Source organism: Nocardia pseudobrasiliensis NBRC 108224 (assembly GCF_001613105.1).
GTDB classification, from domain to species: Bacteria; Actinomycetota; Actinomycetes; order Mycobacteriales; family Mycobacteriaceae; genus Nocardia; species Nocardia pseudobrasiliensis.
Window position 1 is genome coordinate 387,774 of the sequence record NZ_BDBS01000004.1, and the last position, 24,434, is coordinate 412,207.

A 24,434-nucleotide genomic window follows, 5' to 3' on the forward strand; every position below is an offset into this window, starting at 1 on the left:
TCCATGGACGTTTCGCCGATATTATGGAGTCCTCTCCGACTGGGTGCGATTTCGTTGAATAACCGCCTGGTGATGGCACCGATGACCCGATGCCGGAGCAACGCCGACGGCGTACCGTCCGACATGAACGCGGAGTTCTACGCTCAGCACGCCTCGATGGGGCTGATCATCGCGGAGAGTACCCAAATATGCGACCGCGGCCGCGGATATGAAAACGCGCCGGGATGCTACACGCAGGCACACGTCGAGGGATGGCGCAAGGTTGTCGACGCGGTGCATGCTCATGGCGGCCGAATGACAATCCAGCTGTACCACTGCGGCCGAATGACGCACCCGGATCTCATCGGCGGACAACGGCCGGTCGCCCCGTCCGCCGTAGCACCCGATCTAACGGTGCACACGTCAGGCTCCGTCGCGAAACCGGCCCCCGTTCCCCATGCCCTCACGCTCGACGAAATCGCCGCTGTCATCGAGGATTTCCGGGTGGCGGCGTCATACGCGATCGCCGCGGGAGCCGACGGTGTGGAGGTGCACGCGGCCAATGGCTATCTGCTGCACCAATTCCTGGCGGACAACACCAACCTTCGCGCAGACCGATACGGCGGTCCGGTCGAGAACCGCATCCGTCTCGTGCTGGAGGTAACCCGAGCGGTGGTCGACGAAATCGGGGCGGAGCGGACGGGGATCCGGATATCTCCGGGCACCAGCAAAAGGACGGCCATCGTCGAGAACGACACGCGGGGACTTTACGGGGCGCTCGTTACCGCGTTGGCGCCACTCGACCTGGCATATCTGCACCTCATGTTCGCCGGGCCCGACGAGTCGCTGCTGCACTCCGTGCGCACCGCGTGGCCACATGGCTTCGTGCTCAACCGCGTGAACGCAGATCTGGCATCGCGACTCCGCGACGTCGCCGACACGGCGGCGGACGCAACCGCCCTTGCCAGAATGGCGCTGGCCAACCCGGATCTCGTGGAGCGAATCAAAAAAGGCGCCCAACTCAACGAGCCGGACACGCGGACGTTCTACAGCGGCGGGGCACACGGCTATCTGGACTATCCCCTCCTGTCGGACAGTCCGTATCAGCCTTCCGCGTAGATTCGGTCACCAGTGCGGCCCGCACAGCCGTGCAGTGTCGGCACCATCGACTGGGACGGAATCACAAAGGTCGATTCAGAATCGTCCGCCGCGGCTGATTCGGCCGGAGCTGTCGGAGCCGCCGAACGACCCTGGGCCCCAACCGGATTTGTCGGAGTCGTCGGAGTCGCCGTCCAGGCCGAGCAAACCCTCGACGACGCCCTCGATGAGAACGCCCGCGAGTACCGCACCGAAATTGACCAACCGCGGAATCGGTTGCCGGGCCCGCCATTTCCCCACACTGGACTGCGCCCTGCGCAGGGCTCGATCGGCCGAGTCGGCGGCCCGTTGGGCATGTCGCAGTGCCCGTTGCGGATCGGTGTCGGCCAGCGTGTGCGCGCGATCGAGATGACGCCGGGCCTCGGCGAGCCGCGTGCGCGGTGCCGCGTCGACGCCGCCGCGGCGGGTGCCGACGTAATCCGCGGCGGCCCGTACCCGACCGTCCGCGGCGGCGAACGCCTGATCGAGGCGGCGCTGCAGCTGTTCGCCGGCAAGCTGGTGATCCGTCGCCGCGGCCAGCGCGCGATCCAGGGCGACAGCACGGGCGACCACCTCCCGCAACGCTCCAAGCGGGTCGGTCCCCCCGCCCGCCGCGGCGCGCTTCACGGTTTTCCGTGCGGCGGCCACCGCCTTTGCCAATTCCCGATCGTCGCGCCCCGACAGCGTGGTCGCCGAATCCACAGCGCGACGCAGCTCCTCGATTGCGCCGGGCAGCCCGGCGCGCGCCTGTTCGATATCGGTGGCCGCGCTGTCGACCGCGTCGAGCAGCGCCCGGCCCGCCGCGATCGCCGACTCGGCGCCGCGAATCGCGGCCACCGCCGCACCCTGCTCCCCTACCGGCCGGGCCACCGCGGCGCGCCCGTCCTCGATCCCCCTTTGCGCGAACGAGATTCGTTCGCACGCCATCGTGACGTTCTCGCGAACCGGCGCGATCACCGAAGCCGGATACTCACCGACCAACCGCGCCAGTAATTCCTCCGAACGCGGTATCCGCGTGGTCAGTTCCACCACGTCACGGGTCAGCGCGTCCAGCCGCCGAGGCGCATCGATGAGCAGGTTGCGCATGGCATCGAATTCGGTGACCTTGGCATCGAGCTCCCGATTGGCCCGCCCGCAGGCGGAAATCAACTCCACCAACAGATCGCGACGCTGCTCCGGGGTCTCGGGGATGTCGTCGTCGAGCCGTTGACGGATCGAAAAGGCCTGCGCGAGGGCATCTTTCGCACCGTCGACCGCAGCGGCGAACGGCGCGGTCGCGGTGGCGCCGAACTCGTCGGTGGCCAGCCGCAGTTCCTCGACGCTGGTGCGAATCGCATTGTCGACGTCGACCAGAATCTCCTTGGACCGGATATCGAGAATATCGGGATCCAGCTCCCCCAACCGTGCGGTATCGCCCGGGTCGATCTGTCTGGCCGCTACTACTCCGGCCCGGTCCCGCACCGTTCGCCGCCGCCACCGATACAGCAGAGCCAGACCCGCGACTACTCCCACCACCAGCACGACGATGACCACCACCGGCCACAGATCCGACCTCTTGGATTCGCTCATCACCCGCGACAATCCCTGCGCCGCAGCGATTCCAGCCTCGGCCCACTGCGCCGTGCGCAACCGCGGTTCCACTTGATCGCGCAGGAGAGAATTTAGTTCGGCCTCGCTCACCGAGGACGGCCTGGCACCGGTGAGGGCATAGGCCCGATCGGTGATCGCGATCGACAGCAGTAGGTCACGATCTCCGAACCCGGAGGCCGCGACAGCGCGATCCCCCCAAGTCTGCGGGTCGAGTCCGCCGAAGTCGTGCACGTAGACGACCCACAACCGTTCCCGACGCGTGTCGTAGAGTTCGTCCACGGCCCCTCGCACCCGATCACGCTGCTCGCCCTCGAGCGCTCGCGCCACATCGGTGACGGGTTGCGGCAACCGAAACGGTTCCTCCGCCGCGGCCGTCGCCGACCACAACCCTGCCACGCCCGACAGCAGGACCGACAACGCGGCGAACAGCACCAACGGCAGCGACCCGACGCGACGAACCCCTGAAAGCGGTGTCGACATCCCACGAATGTAGCTGCCGATATGCTGGCAATGCAGAAACGCGCCCGCGCCTAGATCCCACACCTGATGCAGGGCGATAGTAGCCCAAGAACCGACGTAGCTGAGAGTGTGCCATCGAGTGATCGATGGTTGAGCGAAAGCTGTGCTCGACCCCAGTCCCCGCGCGGACACCCAGCACAGTATTTCGTCCCTGCACTGCCTGCTTTCTCACGTTGCAGAACCGACCGAATGGTTTTTAGCTGAAGGGTGATAGCACTTCCCTATATCTACCTACGGAGGTTCCCATGCGGACGCTGGAGCAACGCCGGCTATCTCCTGGCGAGGCCAGTCTCATCAACGCCGACGTGGGTGCGGTGGTCGCGCAGGCCCGCATCGACGGCGTCGTCGAGCCCGCAATCCTCGAGCAGGCGCTCCACACCTTGGCCGAGGACCATCCCCTGCTGCGCAGCCGGATCATCGACGACGCGGCGGGTTATCTGCTGCAGTACGCCGCCGGTGCGGGTCCCTCGCTGCGGGTCGTGGACACCGACGAGGATCCCTTCGCCCTCGAACTCAACACCGCGCTGACTCGCGAGCGCGAGGTCGCGCGCGCGGCGTTGTTCCGGCACGCGGGCGACAGCGTGGTGAGCCTCGCCGTCCACCACTCGGTGGCCGACGGCATATCCACCACCACGCTGCTGCACATGCTGCTCGACTATTACACCGCGGCCGCCGAAGGCCGAGCGCCGGCGAAGGCGCACGGTCGAGGCTTGCGGCCCGCCCTCGATTCGCTGCTCGCCGGACACCAGGGCGCCGAGGAATTTCCCGCCCTGCTCAACCCGCCCACCGCCGCGCTGCTCCCCGCGTCGGCTCTGGGCCATCCGGTTCCCGCGCAGCGCTTCGGGGTCGGCCATCTGTCGCTGGATCGCCGCGCCACCACGGATCTGCAGCGGCAGGCGCACGCCCTCGGCGCCACGGTGACCGGACTGCTGGGCGGGACCCTCGCAGCGGTTCTGTCGCACATGGTGGACGGCACGATCATCTTCAGATTTTGGGTCGACCTGCGATCACGACTACAGCCCCCGCTGCGCCCCGACGACGAACTACTGGCGGTCGGCTACGTGAGCACCGCGATCTCGACCGGGCAGGGCGACAGTGCCGAATACGCACGGGAGATCACAACCCAGCTGAAGACAAGCGTCGACCAAGGCTTTCCACAACGGTCGGTCCTGACGTTGGACGCCGAACCCGGTCACGCGACGCCGGGGACGGTCACGCTCGCCGTCTCGAATCTAGGGCGGCTGGACACGCCCCCGCTCCCGGCCGGTGCCGAGCTGCGGTCGGTCCGATTCGGCACCACCAGCCCGCAGCAGAACCCGATCCTGTTCGCCTCCACCACCGATGGTCGCCTCGAGCTCGATTTCACCTACGACAGAACATATTTCACCGACGAGCAGATGAACCGATTCATAACCGAAATTCGTAGCGGCCTGACGCAATTCATCAGCGGTGCGGCCTCGAGAACCTAGGAGTCGGATGCGTTTCAACGAGCACATCACCGAATCCGGTGATCGCAGTGGGGTACCTCCCAGACACGTCGGATCCTGCAGGCGACGTAGCTCCACCAAGCGGCTGTGACCACCGTCACTCTGACCTGTAAGCCAAAAATTCTCTAGCGTAGGCCAGAAGGTTTGATGAACCGAATGGAACACCTAGTTGATCGAGCTCGCCTGGACCAATCCTCCCGGGTGGTCCGCGGCCCCAAACGCGAATTCATCTCCCGCTGCTACCACCGCCGAACAATTCAGCGACGAGCGCGTCGTGCTGGCGGCCAAACGCCTGCTCGACCACGGCGACGACACGGTGGCCCGGATCGGCGCGCGCACCTCGGATTCGACGATCCCGCCCACTTCTCCCAGTATTTCCAGCAGCGCACGGGAATGGCCGCGGCGGCTTTTCCCATCCGGCGGACGTGCCATAGCCGGTCCGTGTCGCCGTGGTTCGCCGAATGTCGGCCAGCGGACCATCGAGCAGGAGCGGCCGTAGGCGCGCTGATTCAACCCCGCGACGCCATCAGCACCTTCCGCAGGGTGTCGGCCCCGACAGGTGTCGGCTGGGCGTCGAAGTAACGCAGCGCGAGCTCGAGAGTGGACTTTCCGTATCCAACGCGGTCGACTTCGCGTAGCGGACGGGCTTTCACTCCGTGCCCCGTTCTCCCGCTCGGGAAAGTGATGTGAGCAACAAATACTGTTAACAGCCGATTATCTGGCTTGACCGATCGGTTCGGACAACCCACGCTGGGTTGATCCATCGGAAGCTGGAATCCCGGAGGGTAGGTCGCATGTTCGTTCCCGCTCATTTCCGGCCCGGACCCGATTTGTCGACGGCCGATATCGTGTGCCAGTATCCACTCGCTATCTTGATGTCCAACGGTGATGATTCCACCGGCCCGCTGGCCACGCATGTGCCGGTGATTCCCGAATCCGATCCCGGTGAATGGCCGCAGGATCTGGCCGGGGCAAGGCTTTTCACGCATATGTCCCGGGCCAATCCGCATTGTTCGGCTCTGCACAACGGGAGCGTGGCGGTATTGGCGTTCACCGGTCCCGGTGCGTATGTGTCACCCGCGTTGTACGATACGACAGAGATCGCGCCGACCTGGGATTATGTGGCCGTCCACGCGCGCGTGGTACTGGAAAGGATCGAAGATCGGGCACATGCCCTCGACGTGATGCGCCGGACCGTCGAGACGCTGGAATCCCGATTCGGTAGCGGCTGGGACATGTCGGCCGCGCTGAATTTCTTCGACAAGATGCTGTCGGCCGTCGAGGTTTTCCGCGCCACCGTGCTCGACGCACAGGGCATGTTCAAGCTGAGTCAGGAACAGCCGCCACGAACCTTCGCGCGCGTCCGCGACGACTTCGCCGCACGACGCTCCACCACGCATCAGGACGTGGCGGCACTGATGAAGAGGACTTCGCGGTGATCGCCATGAGAGGTCGCGCCGGATCCGCAATTCTGGCCCTGCTGATTTCGGGCACCACCTTCACCGGTGCGGTCGCGGCAGCACAACCGATATCGACGGTTTTTCCGGACTGGTCCGGGCTGGATGCCCGCGACTATTCCGGCGACATTCCGCGCGACAGCGGCCGGGTGATCCGATCCGTCCCGCTCAGCTCTGCGATCATGCGCGCGGACTATCCGAACGCCGGACAGGGCATCCGCTACCTCTACAGCACACCCAACGGCGCTGTCCACCGAGCTGCCTCGACCGCCACCGTGATACTTCCGGCCGCGGCGCCGCCGCCCGGTGGGTATCCGGTGCTTGCGTGGGCGCACGGCACCGCAGGACTGTTCGACGATTGCGCGCCCTCCGCCGCGGCCATGCGCCCGAATCTGGCCTTCCTCGCCGATTTCCTGGACCGGTTCCTCGATGCGGGATATGCGGTCGTGGCCACCGACTACGCGGGATTGGGAACCCCTGGCACGCCGAACTACCTCAACACCACGACCGAGGGACAGAACGTCATCGATTCCGTGGTCGCCGCCCACGCACTCGGGCTCCCGCTGTCGGGCCGGTGGGCGGTCGTGGGCTTCTCCCAGGGCGGCGGCGCAGCGATCGGCGCTGGACACCTCGCGAGCACCTACCGCCGCGACGCGGGGCTGGCCTTCAAAGGCACGGTGTCGGTGGCAGGGCCGGCCAACATCGAATATGCACTGCCGGCATTGGGTCCCGGAATGCTTCCTTTCCCGCTCGACGTGATCAACGCCCGCAACAACTACGACCTGGGTGAGACCCTCGCCGCGCTGCGCGATACCCAGCCCGATCTGAACCTGAACACCTATCTGACCGACGCGGGCAGACGATGGCTCGACAAGGCGGAAACGACCTGCATCACGTCATTGGACGGTCCGGTCGACGGATTCACCGGAATCGTGACCGGCGCCATGTTCACCAAACCGTTGGCAACGATCCCCGGCGTCGTCGACCGACTGCGCGCCTACTTCAGCTCTCCGACAACGGGTTTCACCGCCCCCGTGCTCATCGTCCAAGGCGCTGTGGACACCGATCTGCCGGTATACGGGTCCAATCTGATGAATGTCCCCGCCATGCGCGCCAACGGCGCCGACGTCCGAGTCCTGTTCCTGCCCCAGTTCGGCGTGCAGCCGACGAACGGCCACCAGGCTGCCCTGCAGAGCTCGACCGACGACATCCTGCGGTTCCTCGCGGGCATCGGTTTGTGACCGTATTACTCGAACGATCCTCGACCCGCAGCCCAAAATGATCCGAGGGTGTGTCGGTATCTATTCACAACGAATATCAGAAGAATGATCTCAACCGAAGAACATCAGGCGAGTCCGGAAAAGCGGTAAGCGCGCCCGGCGAGGAGTTCAGGGGGTTGTTTCCGCAGAAGGCGATGTCCGGATCGTGCCAGGCCTCGGCGGCGTTGCCGAACGTCGGCCGCGGCTCGGAGAGAGTGGGTGCTGTAGCTGATCACGCACCTGACAGCCACACCGGTTCGGGTCGTGCCACGCCACGACGCGGCGTGTTCTCGTCGGTCACTTCCATCCGGATGCTCTACTGTTTCGAACGACTGTTCATTGGTTCAGCCCGAGGTGAGTACTCGAGGAGAGGAACACGTCATGACAGTTGCGAAATCTCTCGGCATTTGTGCCTGCACCGTCCTTGCGCCCCTGACCTCTTTCGCAGCGGTGGCGTCCGCAGCGGTGGACAAGGACTTCAACGGGTATCAATGCGACGCGGTCACCGTGCGCTATGTCGGCACAGACGACGTGACGCTACCGTTCAGCGGGGACCTGCGGGACTTCAACGAAAAGCCCGGAACCAAGACGATCAAGGTGTACAACGCGCTCGCTACCGGCTGCGACGCGATCGGGCACGCACCCGAGAAGGGCGCCTCGAAGAACCGGATCATCAAAAGCGACGACGTCGAAAGCCCGGCCGAAGGGACCACACGAACCTATACCGGCAAATTTCTGGTGGGCTGCCTGAAAATGGACGCCGGAGACGGCACAGGCACGGTGACCGGATCCCACTGCCACGTCATCCAATCCAGCGGCGAGCCCCTCGTGTAGCTCGTCTCGCCCCAACGCGGCCTCGGCAAGGCGGGACTTGTCGCCAGGTTGTGACGGAAAGCGGCGTGCATCGCGTTGATGCCGTCACCGACGGGGCCCCCGGGTACAGGTCGGCGCGCCGGTCTCGGGGGCTCTGAAGTGGGCGCATGATTTCATCGCCCATCCACCCGCGACCCCTCCCTCCCCGATTCTTTCCACGAATCGCTGTGAGCTGAGAGAGAGCTTGTCGAGGACGGCGAAGCCTCCGACGGAAAGCGTGAGTACGGCGTAAATCCCACCCGATTCCGCAGCCGATCGACCGTCGCTGATATTGGCACCAGCCAGGTGAGTGAACCGATGGCACGGCGGCGACGGTGGCGCCTCTCCAGCGGCACGTCGTCGAGGTTCGTCGACGCGAGGCCTATCGCGTGCCGGATCGAGGCTGATTTGCTGAGGTTTCAGGTTGTCTCGCAGTGGTGGGTGCGGGTGAGCGGTGTATCAGGGTCTCGAGCAGGTCGGCGTAGCGGATCATGGCGTACGGGTCGAGTTCGAAAAACCATGAGGGTTCGATCAGTTCGGCTTCCATGAGATAGAAGTCGCGAGCCCGGCAGACGCCGTCGATTCGGGCGTAGGCCGGTTGTTCGGGGAGGGCGTCGAGTACGGAGTGTGCCTGTTCGAGGAGCCAGGGGGGTGCCTGCCGGAGCTCGGCGATGCCCCCGTATCTGCGTTGCACGCGATAGTCCTGTGCGGCAGGCATTTTGAGGAGCGTGTGGCTCAGTACGCCGTCGTAGTAGCAGAAGGTCCACTCGCCCGCGGTGCGGATTTCGGGGAAGAAGGGCTGGATCAGCGCGGAACTCGATTCGAGGATGACGTCCAGCTCTGCCTGATGCGTGTCGGCCGTGGCGCGTTCGGCGCGGAAGGTACGGTAGGCGCAGGCCGAGAGGGCAGGCTTGATCACGGCGAAATCCCACTCGTACGCGGTCAGCACCTCTGTCAGGCGCACGGAAAGACCGGCCTCGACGACGACCGTCGGAACGATCCTCACGCCCCGGGTGGCCAGATCGCAGAGGTAGCGCTTATCGCTGTTCCATCGGATGAGAGATGGTGAGTTCCACAATGGAATTCGGTTGCGCTCCATGTCGGAAAGCCATTGCAGGAACCGATGGTGTTGTTTGTAGTAGCCCCAGACACCGATTGCGACAACGACATCGAAACTCGCCCAATCGATCGACGGATCGGTCCACACGGCGAACTGGGCGTCGATTCCACGCGAGTGCAGCAATGGAAGAATGCCGGCGTCTTCGGGTAGCAGCGCCGGATACTCTGTACACGTGACGAGAGCTACCCGCGGTGAGCATGAATGTGGCACAGCAGTCCCCTCTCTCGATCCGAAGACCCCTAGTCGCGTCATCGTCGCCTGCCGTCTCGGTAGCCGTACGAATTCGGTCGCGTAGCGTAACGTAACCCGATGGCTGTACCGGTATCCCACGCTTCACCGCACTTATGACAGGGCTGAATCTGTTGCACACCAGGTCCATGTAATCGAGGAGAGGGCCAGTCAGGCATGAGTGAGGCAACCTGCGGGGTGTTCGGCGAATCGGCTTGGCGCGCTCCGAATCCGGCCGCCGATGGTGCGACGCTGAGCGATGAGCGTCCGGTGCTGCTGCTGGTCAACAGCGGCCGGGATGCCACCTACCGCGGCTGGACCCTGCAGAGCATGTCGCAGCGGTATCGCCTGTGGCTGTTCGGCACCCGACCGGCCAGTTGGGAGCTGCCTTACATCATCGGGCAGACGCGCATCGACGTGCTGGACGTCGAGACCGCCGCGGCGGCCGCGCACCGGCTCGGAAAGCATGTTCTGTTCGCCGGTGTCGTCTGCTACGACGAAATGCGGATCGTCGCGGCCGCCCGGCTCGCGGAGCGACTGAGCCTGCCGACCAGTTCCTCGGCGGCCGTCCGCATCTGCCATGACAAGTCCCGGTTGCGGCAGCGCCTCGATCAGGTGAGATCGGTTCCGGTCGCCGATGTCGCCGAGGCACGGGACGCGGCACGGCGGATCGGTTATCCGGTCGTCCTCAAGCCGCGTTCGCTCGCGGCGAGCGAAGGCGTCGTCAGGATCGATCAGCACGACCTGATCGACGACGGGTTCCGTTTCGCGACCGCGGCGCATGCGAATTTCACCGCCCTGGACCAGGACGACCGGGGAATCGTGGTCGAGGAATATCTGGACGGCCCGGAGATCACGGTCGATTCGGTGGTGTGGCGAGGCGAGGTACGCCCGGCCTTCATCTCGCACAAACGGCAGGAATTGGCACCGACGTTCGAGGAGACAGGTCATCTCGTCGTCGCCGAGGATCCGCTGCTCGACGACCTCGAGTTGCGGCGCGTGGTCCAGCAGGCACACACCGCCGCCGGTTTCGACCACGGCGTCACCCATACCGAGGTCCGCCTGACCGCGGACGGTCCCAAACTTATCGAGCTGAACGCGCGGCTCGGGGGTGATTTGATCACCTACGTCGGTCTCCTCGCGACCGGAATCGATTTGGCCGCGGCCGCAGCCGATCTGGCCGCGGGGAGGCCCGCCGATATCGCCGCTCGACGGCGCGGCGTGGCCGCCGTGCGGTATCTCTACCCTCCGCATGACATGATCCTCGACGAGGTGCGGGTTCACACTCACCTGCTCCCCGAGCAGGCCTGGCTGGTGACACCACTCGCTCAACCCGGAACGCTACTGCAGCGGCCGCCGAAATCTTTCGTCAAAGGTCGCGCTGCGCTCGGATACGTTGTGGCGGCAGATGCCGAAACCTGCGAGCGAGCGACCAGGGAAATATCGAATGCCGTCGAGATCATCGGGTCGCCGATTCCGGAAGACCATGGGAGCCGGCCGATTCGGGTGAACCAATGAGCGATGTCGTGGTAATGACCGATCATGCGTCCACCGAAGGCAGTTCGCCTCAGCTCGAGCGGGCGGTGGAGGTGCTGACCGGTGCGGCGCCGGTGGTCGTCGATGCCCGGCATTTCTACAGCGGCGGAGACGGTGTGGTGCATCCGCACGAGACAACACCGACACTCGAGGTGCCCGCCGCCGGGCTGGTGACACAGCCTGCGGTGCTCATCGCGTACGAAATTCCGCCGCGGCAACGCCACCGGCTCGCACGGTTTCAGACGGTGCTCGGCGGCAGCCGCATCGCGTGCCTGGGCGCCGATCCGCAGGCGTGGCGCTACGCCACCGACAAGCGTCTGGCGGTCGGCCGATTCCTGAAACACGGTATCCCCCAGATGGAATCGGTCTTCCTGGATCGCCCCGCAGACCAGACGGCGTTGGACGCCTTCGAAACACTCGGCCGCAATGTCTGGGCGCGTCCCGCCATCGGTTTCGGCGGACGAGACGTCTTCCACATCACCAGCATCCGGCAGCTGCGCGCGGCCGTCGAGTTCTACGCGCACACCGACTGCGGGTGGCTGCTCACCCGCGACGCGGAGAACTTCGACCATCGAGGCCGGCGACACCAATACCGAGTCGTGGTCCTCGGAAGGCAGGTGCTGCGAGTCTGTGAACATGTCCAGAACGACCCCGACGCACCGTGCAACGAAGCGCAGGGTGCGCACTCCACGGTGTTGCCACCCGATGCGCTGCCACAAGACCTGCTCGATCTGGCGGTGGCAGCCACTGCCGCGGTCGGATTGCCGTTCGGCGGTGTCGATCTGGTACCCGAGAGCGGCGGCGTCGTCTTCGAGGTGAATGTGCATCCGGTACTGGATGTGCCGCACGGCTTCGAGACAGTCACCGTCCCATACACTCTCGCGCATCTCGGCGGCGGCCACTGCGACGATCGGTTCGCCGGTATGCCCTGGCGTTCGGCGACCGACAACTACCCGATACTCGTGCCACGCCCCGGATTGGGAGAATGACGTGGGAACCGTAGGCGTTTTCTTCGGCGGCCGGTCCAGCGAACATCGGGTGTCGATCGACACAGCGAATGCGCTCGTTCCGATTCTCTCGACACTCGATCACCATGTGGTCTGGGTATATACCTCCGAAAAGGGCCGGCTCCTCGTCTGCGACACCGCCACGGCAGACAGTTGTCTGGACTCCGACACCCCCGTGGAGCTGTTGGACCGGCTACCGGAATACCGACTTCTGCTCTCGCCGGGCACCATGCGACTCGACCCGATCACCGAGAGCTTGCCGCATTTCGATATCGATGTCGTGCTGCCTTTGTTTCACGGCGCGATCGGTGAAGACGGAAGCATCCAGGGCTTGTGCAGATTCTTCGACATCACCTGCGCGGGACCGACGGTGCTCGGCGCGGCCGTCGGTCTGGACAAGGCCATCAGCAAGTCGATCGTGCGCGATCACGGCATTCCGGTACCGGACTACACGATCGTCGACATCGCAACGACCGATCTCACCCGGCCGTCGCTCCCCTTCGACGGGCCCTACGTGGTCAAACCACGTTCGCAGGGATCCTCGATCGGTGTGTCCTTCGCCTGCGACAGATCCGAACTCGATACCGCGATCACCGCGGCTCGCCGATTCGGGACACAGTGCCTCGTGGAACAGTATGTCGAGGCGGTCGAAGTCCACTGCTACGTACTGAAGACCAGCTCGATCGCTTTGACCTCCCGGATCTCCGGAAAAGCGCCGGACACCCCGATCTACAGCTACGAGTCGAAACTGCGCACCTCCCAGCGCATCCGGCGGCTGGTCGACTCCGACTTCGATGCCGATATCGTCGAGCGCGTTCAACAGCAGGCTCGGACGGTCTTCGATCTCCTCGACGGGCGAGGCCTGGCCAGGGTGGATTTCTTCCTGCGCGACAACGGGGAATTGCTGTTCAACGAGCTCAACTCGATCCCGGGACTCCGGCGCAGCCCCGCCTACGGATCGTTCAACTCCTGGGCCAACCATGGCATCGAGTTCCGCGACGCCGTGGCCGAACTGCTCCGCCCCTGAACCGCACACCGGTCAATCGTCACCGAGTCGAGCATGCAGGTGCACGTCGTGCCATCCGTCGGCATGCCGCCCCGCACGGCGTTGCATGCCTTCCACCGAATATCCCGCTTTCCGTGCTACGCGACACGACCCCGGATTCGACGTCGAATGACGGATCTCGATCCGATGTAGTCCGAGCTCGCCGAACGACCATGCGGTCAGTGCCGACAGTGCCGTCGCCGCCAAACCTCGGCCTCGCGCCCGCGGCAGTATCCAATACGACACCTCCGCCAGCCCGTCGGCCAGAATCAGCCGTCGCAGGCTGATCTGGCCGACGACACCCGAGTCGTCGGCCACCGCCCATCCGGCGCCGTTCCCGGCGTTCCACCGATCGGGCCACGCCGCGACCCACTCCCGTGCCTCGGCCTCGGTCATCGACCGCACATGCCACCTCCGGATATCCGGCTCCGAGTACGCCTCCACCACCACGGGCACATCCGCCGCCTGCCAAGGACGCAGGACGATGTCTTCCGCCCGCAAGATCGGCTGGGGCAGTTGGACGAGAGCGTCCGACGCAAGGAAGGGCTCGATAAGCAACGCCATGAGAACAGTTTCCCGTGACAGATACGGAGCTCGGATCACCGGATGGGGTTTGAGGAGCGTTTCGCCAGGATGATTGAGCCGCACCGTGCCAAGGGCAGCCACGGACAAGCGGCATCGGCGAGTGAACGCGAGCCTGGGCTGGATTCGCGCTGCGGCGAATGCTAGGGCGGCCAATAGGAAAACGATTGAGACGAGCAGGAACCGCAGCGCATCACGGAGGCTGGACGACCTGTGTCGGTGTTGGTGGGTGGCTCGCCGAAGTTCATCGGTGGCGCCACGCAACTGCTGCTCGGGAGATTGATCCATTACAGAGATTCGAAACTCTTCGAATGTGTGATGAGTGCTCGCACCGCTAACACGACCGAGGTCGCTTCGGCGAACACCAACCCGCCTAACGGACAAGGCCCCGCACTTGGCACCATCACCACCCGCCGACGCAACAGTGGGCCGGCCACAGCCGAACATCCCTGTGAACAGCCACTTTTCGAGCGGTTCAGCCGGACCATCCCGCGCACTGACCCGCCGCTGCTCCGGCGAGCCCTGCGCACCGGCCGGTCCGCTCGGACGATCCAGTATGTCGAATTGCGTGTGTTTGTACCCCTATTGAGCGGTCCCATTACCTCACGATCGCGGGGAGGAGATCGGAGAAGCATCCAGGTACGCGTGAGCCGCGATCGCGCGGCGCATCGGCTGGTGGCCTTACGCGAGTTGGCCGCTGCCGTTCATCTGCTCTGCGGCGGCGACGGTGGCTATCGGCGGCAATGGGGGGCTGTCCGGTGTCGTCTGGTAGACCATGTGCAGCACGGGGGCCGGTAGCGATGGGGGAATGTCGGAGCGGCCCAGCATGATTTCGAGGTAGCAGCCGTTGTTGTGGGTGGCGGCTGTGGTCAATGCTGTGTCGAGTTCGCCGACAGTGGTGACGCGGGCGGTGTACCAGTCCTTGCAACCGAGGGCGCCGGGGAGTTGGTGGTAGTTCCAGGGTGCGAGGACGTCGTAGACGTGGCCCTGGTGTTCGTTCAGGATTTCCTCGATGCCGTACATCGCGTTGTTGAGCACGATGATCACCGGTTTGACGCCGTAGCGTCCCATGGTGCCGATCTCGTTGGCGGTGAGCTGATGGGCGCCGTCCCCGGTCACCAGGACCGTGCGGCGGGACGGGTCGGCCAGGGTGGTGCCGAGTGCCGCGGGTGTGGCCCATCCGATCGATCCCCACAGTGTCTGGTTGTGGAAGACGGCGCCCTCGGGCAGGCGGATACGTGACATGGGATTGAGGCACAGGCCGGTTTCGGCGAGCACGATGTCGTTGTCGCGCAGGAACTTTGCCAGTCGAGGATAGAGCGTAGCGGAGGACACCGGATCCCCGACGGCCCCGGAAATCGACGGTGTCGCAGGCGAATCGAGCCGCGGTGTCTCGGTTTTCGATAGCGCCGTGGTCAGGCGCTCCAGAACGTCTGCCAGGTAGACCGCGCTGAAATCGGTGTGGCCGATTCGCACATGGTCGGGCCATACCGTGATCATCCGGGCCGGGTCCAGGCCGTCGGTCCACTGCCCGGTATTGGAGTCGATGAACGCGACACCGCCGAGGTTCAGGATCACCTCGGCGCTCTCGACAGCCTTCTTGACGTCCGGTTCGGAGTTGTCTCCGGCGTACATGCCGAGAAAATGGCGGTTCGTCTCCGGGATCTGGGCCTTGTCCATCGGTGTGGTGGCATAAGCGAGGCCGGAGGCATCGAGCAACCGAATCAGTTGCCGTCCAAGGCCGAAGCGCCCGATCGTGTAGGCGGGCAGCACGACCGTCGCCTTCGATGCGGTCACGCGGTCGGTGATGGCGGTGATCGCCGCATCCAGGGATGCGGGATCGCTTTGCGGGCGAGGCACTTCGGTCAGCGCCATGCCCGCCACCGGTGTACCGATCACCGGAAGCAACGCCTCGTCCGCCGCGATCGTGAGATACGCGGGCCGCCGCTGCGCCAGGGCCTCGGTGATCACCCGTTCCATCTCCGCGATCGCATTGCGCGCGGTGAGGTGGGCGCTGACGCAGGCCGAGGCCGCAGACAGGGCTTCGAACTGCCGAAACATCCCGTCCCCCAGCGAATGATGCGTCACCGCCCGGACACGCTGCAGCTTGCTGCTCGGCTGCCCCACCAGGTGGAAGACCGGTAGCCGTTCGGCGTATGAGCCGAGCACGCCATTGAGCGCGCTCAACTCCCCCACCGAGTACGTCGTGCACAGGATCGCCGCTCCCCGGATGCGGGCGTATCCGTCCGCCGCGTAGGCGGCATTGAGCTCGTTGGCGGCACCCACCCACGTGAGACGCTTTTCGGCCTCGATGGCATTGTCCAGCCCGAACGCGAAGTCGCCCGGCACCCCGAAGACATGCTCGATACCCAGGTCCGCCAGCCGCGCCACCGCATACTCCGCAACCGTCGGCACCTCTCCGGAAAGCCTCCTGCCCGCGCGGAACTTGTCGACAGCGACAGCTGCCGCCACCCCGCCCGCGGCAACCACAGCCCCCGCCGTCAGCACCGTCCGCCTGGGCAGTCCCCGCTTCGCCGCTTGCCCCTCGGCGGCGTGGGCCGATTCTCCGCCATCGGTGTCCGGCGGCTCAGTTATCATCGGCCCCTTTTTCCTCTCTATAGAGTCGGTGTGCGCCCGAGGCGCCACGAAGACAACTCGCAGATCGTGGTCGAACAATCACACCGATGATCGCTGTGCCTTTCGCGTGTCGGCCGGCCATGACCGGGTTCGGGCCCGATCGCGTGCCCCGGCCTCGCGCGGTCGATCGATGTCGCGGCGCAGCGAGAACCGAATGTTGTGCGTGAGGCAGCTGGGCTTCGTAGCGGAAAGCGACCACCTCGATGGAGCAATCGCCAGCTGCGGTGCCGTCTTGTGGTGGGAGCCTGGTGTCAGTAGAGGTCGCTGGTGAGGGCGGCGACGGGGACGTCGATGACCGTGGTGGTCTGCTCTTGCAGGGCCTGGCGGACGCTCTGGCGGATCTGTTCGGGAGTGGTCGGACGGGTGGCGGTACAGCCGTAGCCGCGGGCGAGGGTGGCAAGATCGAGGCCGGGCAGGTCGAACGACGGGGGGTCGGAGGCGCCTAATTGCGCGGCGAGATCCTTCATCGCGCCGTAGCCGCCGTTGTTGAGCACGATCACGATCAGGCGGATACCCGATTGTGCTGCGGTCCACAGTGATTGGATCGAGTACTGCATCGCGCCGTCGCCGATGAGGCACACCACGGTGGCCGTCGGGTCGGCGAGGGCGATTCCCATCGAGGCGGGTAGCGCCCAGCCCAGCCCGCCGGCGCCGGTGTTGTAGTAGCCGTGGGCTCGGCGGACGGGCAGGTAGCGGTTGCGTATCTCTCGGAAGGTCGGTGTCTCCTCGACGAGAATGGTGTCGGCGGGCAGTATCTCGCCGAGCAGGTGCAGGACGTATTCACCGGTCGGCGGTGCGCTCGGTGCCGGGGTCTCGTGCGTTATCGGCTCGGGGCGAGGGGGACTCGCGGCTTCGGGTAGCCGTTGTAGCAGCTCGGTGATGCCTTCCCGCAGGCAGGTGCGGATACCGGTGCCGGTTTGGGCGCGGGCCAGCGCGGTCGGGTCTTCGCTGAGTTGGATCAATTCGGTTCCCGCTGGTAGGCAGGGGCCTTGTCCGACGATGTGATAGGTGAACACCGGAGCGCCGAGGACTACGACGAGATCGGCGTCGTGCAGGGCCTTTCGGATTTGATGGCTCGCGGGTATGAGCTGACCGCGGAAGGCCGGATGGTTCTCCGGAAAGCCGATTCGGTTGGCGTGCGGGCTGATCCAGACCGTCGCGCCGGTTCGCTCGGCCAAGCCGATGGCCTGCTCCCAGGCGCCGTCGCGGTCCACTTCGGGACCGACGACCAGCACCGGGCGTTGGGCGGCAACCAATTTCGCCGCCGCTCGGTCGAATTCGTCGGCCGCGCCGGTGAATCGGTCACCGACGTGACGGACCGACACCGCTTCGGTGGCCACATCCCAATCGTCCATGGGGATGGAGACGAACACCGGCCCGGCCGGACGTTGCATGGCGATATGGCGGGCGCGGTCGATCGCCAACGGAACATCCTGGGCCCGTGCGGGTTCGATGGCCCATTTGACATACGGTTGCGGAAACTCGGTCGGCTGCTGAGCGAACAGATAGGGATCGAACGGCAGCAATTCGCGCGCCTGTTGACCGGTTAATATCACGACCGGGCTGAAGTTGCGGGCGGCCGAATACACCGCGCACAAACCATTTCCCAGTCCCGCCGCCGAATGCAGCGTGACATAGGATGGTCCGCCGCTGGCTTGGGCGTAGCCGTCGGCCATCGCCACCGCCGACGCCTCCTGCAATGCCATCACCCACCGCACATCGCCGGGCCATTCGGTGAAAAACGGCAGCTCGGTCGAACCGGGATTCCCGAACACCACCGAATTTCCCGTCTCGGCAAGAAATTGCCGCACCTGATCCCGAACCGTTTTCACACGCAACCACCCTCCTGGCATCGGTGTCGAAGCAGTCCATTCATCGAGCCCACGCCGCACCCTCGTCCCACAACTCTGCGCTGGTCGTGCCGACGACGGCGTCGCCACCAGGGATTGCCTTGCGTCCGGAATGCTGCCGGATAACCTGACGGAAATATTCGCTTGCCGGTAGCCTAATCTCAATTCGCTGCCGCACCTCAGCAGATTACGGCTCGGCGTGTTGCTTACGGAAGAAAATAGAGCGAATATGAGCCCACCCCCGCTGCCTGACAAGATTCGCAAGCTTCTTTGCGGTTGAGAGCACGCCGAGCCGTCGCGGTTCGCGCTGGATTCGAACCAGCCTGTTTAGGGTTGGTTCGAGGGGGTCAGCGGATCGACGAGGCACGGGAGGCTAGTTTCGTGAGCGATATGGCAGCACGACTACGGGCGGCACTTCCCGATGTCACGATGAGTTTCCAAGGCGATCCCGACTACGACAAGGCGCGGGCAACCTGGAATGTACGCACCCAGGCCCGCCCCCTCGGGCTGGTGCAACCGAGCAATACCGCGCAGGTCCAAGCAGTCGTTCGGGCCGCACGAGCGGCCGGGGTGACCCAGCTGGCGATCCGTTCGGGCGGACATTCGATCGAAGGCAACGGACTGGGCGGACCCGACAGCCATGCGCTGGTGATCGACCTGGTGAAAATGCGCGCCATCAGCGTCGACCCGCAGGCGAAGGTCGTTACCGCCGAGCCCGCGGTGCTGACCGGAATCCTGCATTCGAAAGCCTTCGAACACCAACTGTCGGTACCGACGGGAGACTGTCTCAATGTCGGGCTCGGCGGCCAGGTCACCGCCGGTGGTTACGGGCGTTGCCTGCGCACCTTTGGCAACCTCACCGATCAGGCCCTCGAGTTCGAGGTCGTGACCATGGACGGCGAAGTACGCACCGCCAACACCGTCGAGCATCCCGATCTGTTCTGGGCGCTGCGCGGTTCGGGGACCGGGTCGTTCGGGATCATCACCCGAATGCGCCTGCGGGCCAACGACGCACCGAAAGCACCGGCCAACTTCACCTTTCGCTGGCACTTCGATGAGGTCGACGTCGCCCGAACCCTCATCGAGGTACAACGCTACTGCCTGGACTCACCGGTCACGTTCAGCCCGATCCTGGTCGCCTGGCGCGGCATGATCGAACTGTCGGGCGGACTGTTCACCGACACTCCCGAACAACGCGACGCGCTCATCGCCGACATGCGCGCGAAACTGCCGACCCCCACCGAAACCCCCGAGACCGAACCGATGACCTTCCTGCAAGTACTCGAACGCCAAAGCGAAGAACAGACCTCCGCGCACTGGCTGGTCGATGCGAGCACCGTCACCCGTGAAGCCAATACCCATCCTCGCTATCAGAAGATCCGGGCCGGTTTCCTGCCGAATCCGCTGTCGGAGAGTCTGATTCACGAATTCGCTGATTTGCTGAAGCGCCAGCAGCCCGGCAATCGGGTGCAGTTCTGCCTGCTCAACCCGGACGTCGAACCACCCGTGGCTGACTGTGCTATCAAAAACCGTGGCTGCACTTGGCTTTCGGGTTTCGGCACCGACATCGATCTCGGCGACATGACCGTCGAGGAGCTGCGTGCCGAGGGCGATCGCCGCTATCGCGAATGGGAGGACCACGCCTACGAGCTGTTCCATCCCTACTCTGTTGGCCCGTACATCGGTGACGACGACCTCATGGAAGGCGACCGCGGCCGCGACTTGTTCGAGGCCTATTACGGCGAACACCTGCCCCGGCTCAAACAGATCAAACGCAAATACGATCCGGACAACCTGCTGCACCACAAGATGAGCATCCCCCTCGAATAGCCCGAGGCCACTGGCGGGCAGGCCGATACCCGCCCCGCCGACAAGGTCGGCGGGTGCTCGTGCACGACTCGGACGCCGCGGCTATAGGCGAAGCTCGGTACCAGCCACTATCGGAGGTCGACTGTGACCGAATGTCGCACGCCTTCAGGTGTCGGCGTACTCAACGACAGCACACATACTCCTCAGGTCTTCGGGGCCACCTTCGGCAAGCGCTGAGCAGCGAGCTATCCGGTGGGCAGGATCGCCGCGGGGGTGAGGTCGGCGATGGCCGGGTAGCCGTCGAGGCCCATGAGCAGGTCTGTTTCTTGCAGGAGCGCGTCGAGGACGTTGACGATGCCGTCGGAGCCGCCGCAGGCGAGGCCGTAGATGTAGGGGCGGCCGATACCGACTGCGGTCGCGCCGAGGGCGAGGGCCTTGACGATGTCGGCGCCGGAGCGGATTCCGGAGTCGAACAGGACCGGCATTCCGTCGGCGGCGGTGACCACAGCGGGCAACAGATCGATGGCGGCCAGCCCGCCGTTTGCTTGCCTGCCACCGTGATTGGAGCAGTAGACGGCGTCCACGCCTGCGTCTTTGGCGCGCCGGACGTCATCGGGGTGACCGATTCCCTTGAGTATCAACGGCAGATCGGTGAGCGAGCGGAGCCAAGATAGGTCGTCCCAGGTGAGGCGGTTACCGAAGATCGAGTTCCAGGTGTCCATCGCGGCCGAGGGATCTTCGGTGGGCGAGGTCGGCAGCAGCTTCGGGAACACCGGATCGGTGAGATAGTTGGCCAGGCACTCGCTGCGTAGCCGGGGTGAGTTGGTCAGCGAGGGGTCGCGGGGTCGCCAGCCGGTGTGCCAGCAGTCCAGGGTTACCACCAGTGCTCGGAAACCAGCGGTTTCGGCGCGGTGCACCAGGCTTTGTGCCAGGTCGCGATCGGTCGGGGTGTAGAGCTGGAAGATGCCGGGGGTGTCGCCGAGATGTGTGGCGACGGTTTCGAGTGGGTCGACGGCCATGGTGGAGGCCATCATGGGTATTCCGGTGCGGGCGGCGGCCTGAGCGGTAGCGATCTCACCGTGCCCCTGTGGATCGCACAACCCGATCACGCCGACCGGAGCCAGGAACAGCGGCGTCGGCAGGGGGATGCCGCACAGCTCGACGGAGAGATCACGGTGTTCGCTTGCGCGCAGCATGCGGGGCAGAACACCGAGTTTGCGGAAGGCGGCCACGTTGTTGGCTTGGGTGAATTCATCGCCCGCTCCGTGGGAGACATACGACCAGGTGTCGGCTGCCATCGTGGTGCGTGCCTTGTCTTCCAGTTCGGTGTAATCCGCGAAGTTCGTCATGTCGTTCCTTTCTCGGTCGGTCGAGACAGTGGCGGGAATCGTCGTAGGTGGCTAGTCGGACAGGACTGGCTCGAGCATGCGAATCAAGGTCGGCGAGGTCGCCAACGAGTTGAGCGCCGGTCGCAGGCTCGCGGCCAGGGCGACGCGGTCGTGGGTGCTCAGGTGTTGCAGGAAGTAGCGACGTACCCGGTCGATGTGCGCGGGGGTGACCGCGAGCAACAGTTCGCGGCCGGTCTCGGTGAGCATGACCTCGACGCCTCGTTTGTCGGTCGCCGCGCGCTGCCGGTCGACCAGGCCCCGAGCCTGCATGCGCTTGATCTGTTGGGACAGCCTGCTCTGGGAATGCAGGGCCGCCTCGGCCAGGTCGTTCATCCGCACGCGGGCATCAGGTGCCGCTTCCAACGCGACCAAAATGCCGTATTCGTCCAGTGTCAGTCCGTGCCCACGCCTAAGGTCGACATCGAGCCGGTCGAACAGTAATCGACTGGTGAACACAAAAGACCACCACGCCCTCATCTCATCAGCTCCCCACCTGCTCGTCTGTTCGGTATTTTCCGACTCGCCAGGCGCGACCATGATCACATCTCCTTTTCGCAATCGCTCAGCTACTTTAGATATTACATTAAATTTGATGTAAATCCACAGGAGGTAGCTATGACCGACATCGCAAAGCTGCGCCCCGGGCACCGGCCTGCTGTGCAGCGGAGTTTTCAGGATTTGGTGCGCGATCGACTGCCCTCGACCCCGGCGTCGTTCCCGCAGGACGCGACCTTCGATGAGGCCACCGCGACCTGGAACTATCTGGCACAGGTGCAGCCGGTCGGCGTGGTGGCCCCACGTTCGACCGCGGAGGTGCAGGAAATCATTCGCTGCGCTCGCGAGGCGGGAGTCACGCAATTGGCCATCCGCTCGGGCGGGCATTCCTTCGAAGGCGCCAGCCTCGGCGGCCGAGACGGTGCCGCGGTGGTGATCGACATGGTCGAGATGAACGACATCACCATCGACCGCGACGCGCAGACCGCGACCGTCGGCGGCGGCACCCTCACCGGCAATCTGATGGTGGCGGCCTTCGAACAAGGCGGACTCATGCTGCCCACCGGCGAATGCATCGCCGTCGGTATGGGCGGTCAAATCCAGTGCGGCGGCTACGGCCACTACTCACGCACCTACGGCATTCTCACCGATCGCCTGCTCCGCGCGGAGATGGTGCTGGCCGACGGGACCGCGGTCGTCGTCGACGAGCACACCAACTCCGATCTGTTCTGGGCGATCCGCGGCAGCGGCACCGGATCATTCGGCGTCATCACCAGCCTCACCGTCCAATTGAACAAGGCCCCCGCCGCCCCCGCGAACTTCTTCATCAAATACCCGCTGACCGACGCCGCGTCGTTCGTGTCCACGTTCACCGCGATGCAGGAGTACTCGCTCAACGCGCCGCTGACGTTCGATCCCATGATCGTCATCTGGCGCGAACGCTTGCAGATCCTGGGTTCACTGGCCACCGAAACCGCGGCCGAACGCGACGCGCTCGTCGCGGATATGCGCGAAAAGCTGCCCCCCACTGATGAATTCGATATCCGTCCGGCCGACTACCTCGAGACCATGCGGGTCCAAGGCCTCGAGGACACCTCCGCACCGTACTACCCCGACCTCACCGATGTCCGTCGCGAACGCCGAGAACACCTGCGCTACATGAAGATCAAGGCCGGATTCGTGCCAGAACCGTTCACCGACGAATTCATCGAAACCCTTGCCGAGCTTGCCATCACCCAACCGCCGGACGGACTCCGGATCCAGCTGTTGGGGCTGGACCCGGCGTCCGGGCTCCCTCCCGGTCGAGGCCACCGCCATCAAGAACCGCGGCTGCCCCTGGCTGATGGGCATGTCCTCGGCGGTGCTTCTCGACGACGCCGGTGACACCGCCGCGATGGCCGAAACAGGCAAACAGTACGACGAATGGCTCAACCAGGCCTACGAGATCTTCTATCCGTACACCACCGGCGGCTACATCGGCGACGACGACTACGCCGAAGGCGACCGAGGCCGTGACATGTTCGACAGCTATTACGGCCGACACCTACCGCAACTGAAGGCGGTCAAAAACAAGTACGACCCCGGCAACCTGTTCCACCACAAACTCAGCATCCCGCTCGACTGACCAGCCCTTCCGTCGCGAGAAGCCGCTCGAGCCGCAGATCCCAGGCACAGGTCACCGACGCCCCACGTCCAGCTGAATACCACTACACCGCAACTGAATTCGAGGGGAACACCATGCGTATCCTACTTTTCGGTGGGACCGGCCATATCGGAGCTGCCATCGCCGCGGAAGGGCTGACACGCGGCCACCAGATCACCGCCGCCACCCGAACCGGAACCACCGACACCGCACTCGATCCGCGGATCACCGTCGTGACCGGCGACGCGGCCGACTCTCGGACAGTCGCAGGACTCGCCGTCGGCCACGATGCGGTCGCCTCGGCAATCCGAACCTCCTCCGACGGCACCGAAGAACCGTCGCCCACCGTCGCCGCGGCCCGAGGCCTCATCGACGGGCTACGCGCCGCCGGAGTCCATCGTCTGGTCTGCGTCGGCGACTCCGGCACTCTCGAGGTCGAACCTGGACTCCGAATGATCGACAGCCCCGGCCTGGCACCCGAATTCCGCGACGTGGCCACTGCGGCAGCGCGCGCCCTCGCGGTGTACCAGCAGGTCGACGACCTGGACTGGATCTATCTTTCCCCGCCCGGATACCCGTTCGCCGACCGCGGCCGTACGGGCTGCTACCACGTCGGCGAGCATCTGCTCGTCAACGCTGACTGCAGCACCCGCATCAGCGTCGAGGACTACGCCGCCGCCTTCATCGACCAGGTCGAAACAACAAAGTTCAGCCGCTGCCAGCTCACCGTCGAATACTGATCCCGATCGTAGGGACCATTCGTCGTCTTCGCCCTCCATGCTCGCCATTCGTTGTCCGGTTCGTTGGATCGAAGG

The 24,434-nt window shown here is 64.9% G+C and carries 20 protein-coding genes and 1 pseudogene; 13 read left to right on the plus strand and 8 right to left on the minus strand.

Annotated features, from left to right (window positions below):
* Positions 1 to 3: 3 nt before the first annotated feature.
* Positions 4 to 1,098 carry an alkene reductase gene (locus tag NP4_RS06685; protein WP_067993452.1) on the plus strand — a complete coding sequence of 365 codons (1,095 nt, stop codon included), beginning with the start codon at positions 4 to 6 and terminating at the stop codon, positions 1,096 to 1,098.
* Here the strand turns inward: NP4_RS06685 and NP4_RS42435 are convergent.
* Positions 1,089 to 1,166: pseudogene (locus NP4_RS42435) on the minus strand (signal peptidase I); the annotation flags it as partial. The gene NP4_RS06685 and the pseudogene NP4_RS42435 overlap by 10 nt on opposite strands.
* A 7-nt stretch (positions 1,167 to 1,173) precedes the next feature.
* Positions 1,174 to 3,186 (minus strand): TPM domain-containing protein, encoded by a 2,013-nt coding sequence (locus tag NP4_RS06690; RefSeq protein WP_067993455.1) that lies wholly within the window; start codon positions 3,184 to 3,186, stop codon positions 1,174 to 1,176.
* A gap of 284 nt (positions 3,187 to 3,470) precedes the next feature.
* On the opposite strand from NP4_RS06690, the gene NP4_RS06695 reads away from it, so the two are divergent.
* The 5 genes from NP4_RS06695 (at position 3,471) to NP4_RS06715 (ending at position 8,262) form a co-directional block, all read left to right on the plus strand.
* Positions 3,471 to 4,694, plus strand: a complete 1,224-nt coding sequence (locus NP4_RS06695) for a phthiocerol/phthiodiolone dimycocerosyl transferase family protein (RefSeq protein WP_082875611.1) — start codon at positions 3,471 to 3,473, stop codon at positions 4,692 to 4,694.
* A 292-nt stretch (positions 4,695 to 4,986) separates the two neighbouring features.
* Complete coding sequence (locus NP4_RS06700; RefSeq protein ID WP_156524893.1) at positions 4,987 to 5,211, plus strand: hypothetical protein; 225 nt, start codon at positions 4,987 to 4,989, stop codon at positions 5,209 to 5,211.
* 295 nt (positions 5,212 to 5,506) lie between these two features.
* A complete protein-coding gene (locus NP4_RS06705) occupies positions 5,507 to 6,151 on the plus strand; it encodes an FMN-binding negative transcriptional regulator (RefSeq protein WP_067993460.1) in 645 nt (214 codons plus the stop codon).
* Between the two features lie 5 nt (positions 6,152 to 6,156).
* Positions 6,157 to 7,410, plus strand: coding sequence for a lipase family protein (locus tag NP4_RS06710; RefSeq protein ID WP_067993772.1), 1,254 nt, complete (start codon positions 6,157 to 6,159; stop codon positions 7,408 to 7,410).
* A gap of 399 nt (positions 7,411 to 7,809) precedes the next feature.
* A complete protein-coding gene (locus NP4_RS06715; protein WP_147287873.1) occupies positions 7,810 to 8,262 on the plus strand; it encodes a hypothetical protein in 453 nt (150 codons plus the stop codon).
* A gap of 400 nt (positions 8,263 to 8,662) precedes the next feature.
* On the opposite strand, the gene NP4_RS06720 is transcribed toward NP4_RS06715, so the two are convergent.
* A complete protein-coding gene (locus tag NP4_RS06720) occupies positions 8,663 to 9,652 on the minus strand; it encodes an ATP-grasp domain-containing protein (protein ID WP_507762156.1) in 990 nt (329 codons plus the stop codon).
* A gap of 153 nt (positions 9,653 to 9,805) precedes the next feature.
* Between NP4_RS06720 and NP4_RS06725 the strand changes: the two genes are divergently transcribed.
* From NP4_RS06725 to NP4_RS06735, 3 genes are read left to right on the plus strand one after another with little or no spacing between them, the layout of a single operon-like run.
* A complete protein-coding gene (locus NP4_RS06725) occupies positions 9,806 to 11,146 on the plus strand; it encodes an ATP-grasp domain-containing protein (RefSeq protein ID WP_082875613.1) in 1,341 nt (446 codons plus the stop codon).
* Positions 11,143 to 12,153: an ATP-grasp domain-containing protein gene (locus NP4_RS40745; protein WP_067993466.1), complete on the plus strand. Its 1,011-nt coding sequence runs from the start codon at positions 11,143 to 11,145 to the stop codon at positions 12,151 to 12,153. Before NP4_RS06725 ends, NP4_RS40745 begins: the two co-directional genes overlap by 4 nt.
* A 1-nt stretch (position 12,154) precedes the next feature.
* Entirely contained in the window at positions 12,155 to 13,198 is a 1,044-nt protein-coding gene (locus NP4_RS06735; RefSeq protein ID WP_067993468.1) for a D-alanine--D-alanine ligase family protein, read from the plus strand.
* 12 nt (positions 13,199 to 13,210) lie between these two features.
* On the opposite strand, the gene NP4_RS06740 is transcribed toward NP4_RS06735, so the two are convergent.
* The 3 genes from NP4_RS06740 to mdlC all read right to left on the minus strand — a co-directional run bounded on the left by NP4_RS06740 (position 13,211) and on the right by mdlC (position 18,267).
* Entirely contained in the window at positions 13,211 to 13,780 is a 570-nt protein-coding gene (locus NP4_RS06740; protein ID WP_067993470.1) for a GNAT family N-acetyltransferase, read from the minus strand.
* Between the two features lie 699 nt (positions 13,781 to 14,479).
* Entirely contained in the window at positions 14,480 to 16,474 is a 1,995-nt protein-coding gene (locus NP4_RS06745) for an alpha-keto acid decarboxylase family protein (protein WP_211335807.1), read from the minus strand.
* A 212-nt stretch (positions 16,475 to 16,686) separates the two neighbouring features.
* Positions 16,687 to 18,267, minus strand: coding sequence for a benzoylformate decarboxylase (gene mdlC, locus NP4_RS06750; RefSeq protein WP_067993493.1), 1,581 nt, complete (start codon positions 18,265 to 18,267; stop codon positions 16,687 to 16,689).
* Positions 18,268 to 18,561: 294 nt separating this feature from the next.
* On the opposite strand from mdlC, the gene NP4_RS06755 reads away from it, so the two are divergent.
* Positions 18,562 to 20,115 carry an FAD-binding oxidoreductase gene (locus tag NP4_RS06755; protein ID WP_147287874.1) on the plus strand — a complete coding sequence of 518 codons (1,554 nt, stop codon included), beginning with the start codon at positions 18,562 to 18,564 and terminating at the stop codon, positions 20,113 to 20,115.
* 224 nt (positions 20,116 to 20,339) lie between these two features.
* Here NP4_RS06755 and NP4_RS06760 read toward each other — a convergent pair whose 3' ends face one another.
* On the minus strand, positions 20,340 to 21,443 hold the full coding sequence (locus NP4_RS06760; RefSeq protein WP_067993496.1) for an alpha-hydroxy-acid oxidizing protein: 1,104 nt from the start codon (positions 21,441 to 21,443) through the stop codon (positions 20,340 to 20,342).
* A gap of 51 nt (positions 21,444 to 21,494) precedes the next feature.
* A complete protein-coding gene (locus NP4_RS41540) occupies positions 21,495 to 22,019 on the minus strand; it encodes a MarR family winged helix-turn-helix transcriptional regulator (protein ID WP_067993780.1) in 525 nt (174 codons plus the stop codon).
* A 78-nt stretch (positions 22,020 to 22,097) separates the two neighbouring features.
* Here NP4_RS41540 and NP4_RS06770 point away from each other — a divergent pair, with 78 nt between their 5' ends.
* From NP4_RS06770 to NP4_RS06775, 3 genes are all read left to right on the plus strand, one after another.
* A complete protein-coding gene (locus NP4_RS06770) occupies positions 22,098 to 23,360 on the plus strand; it encodes an FAD-binding oxidoreductase (protein WP_082875618.1) in 1,263 nt (420 codons plus the stop codon).
* The gene (locus NP4_RS39720; protein ID WP_169813674.1) at positions 23,326 to 23,601 is read left to right on the plus strand and encodes a BBE domain-containing protein; all 276 of its coding nucleotides are present in this window, start codon (positions 23,326 to 23,328) and stop codon (positions 23,599 to 23,601) included. Before NP4_RS06770 ends, NP4_RS39720 begins: the two co-directional genes overlap by 35 nt.
* Before the next feature lie 113 nt (positions 23,602 to 23,714).
* A complete protein-coding gene (locus NP4_RS06775; RefSeq protein WP_067993498.1) occupies positions 23,715 to 24,359 on the plus strand; it encodes an NAD(P)-dependent oxidoreductase in 645 nt (214 codons plus the stop codon).
* Positions 24,360 to 24,434 lie beyond the last annotated feature (75 nt).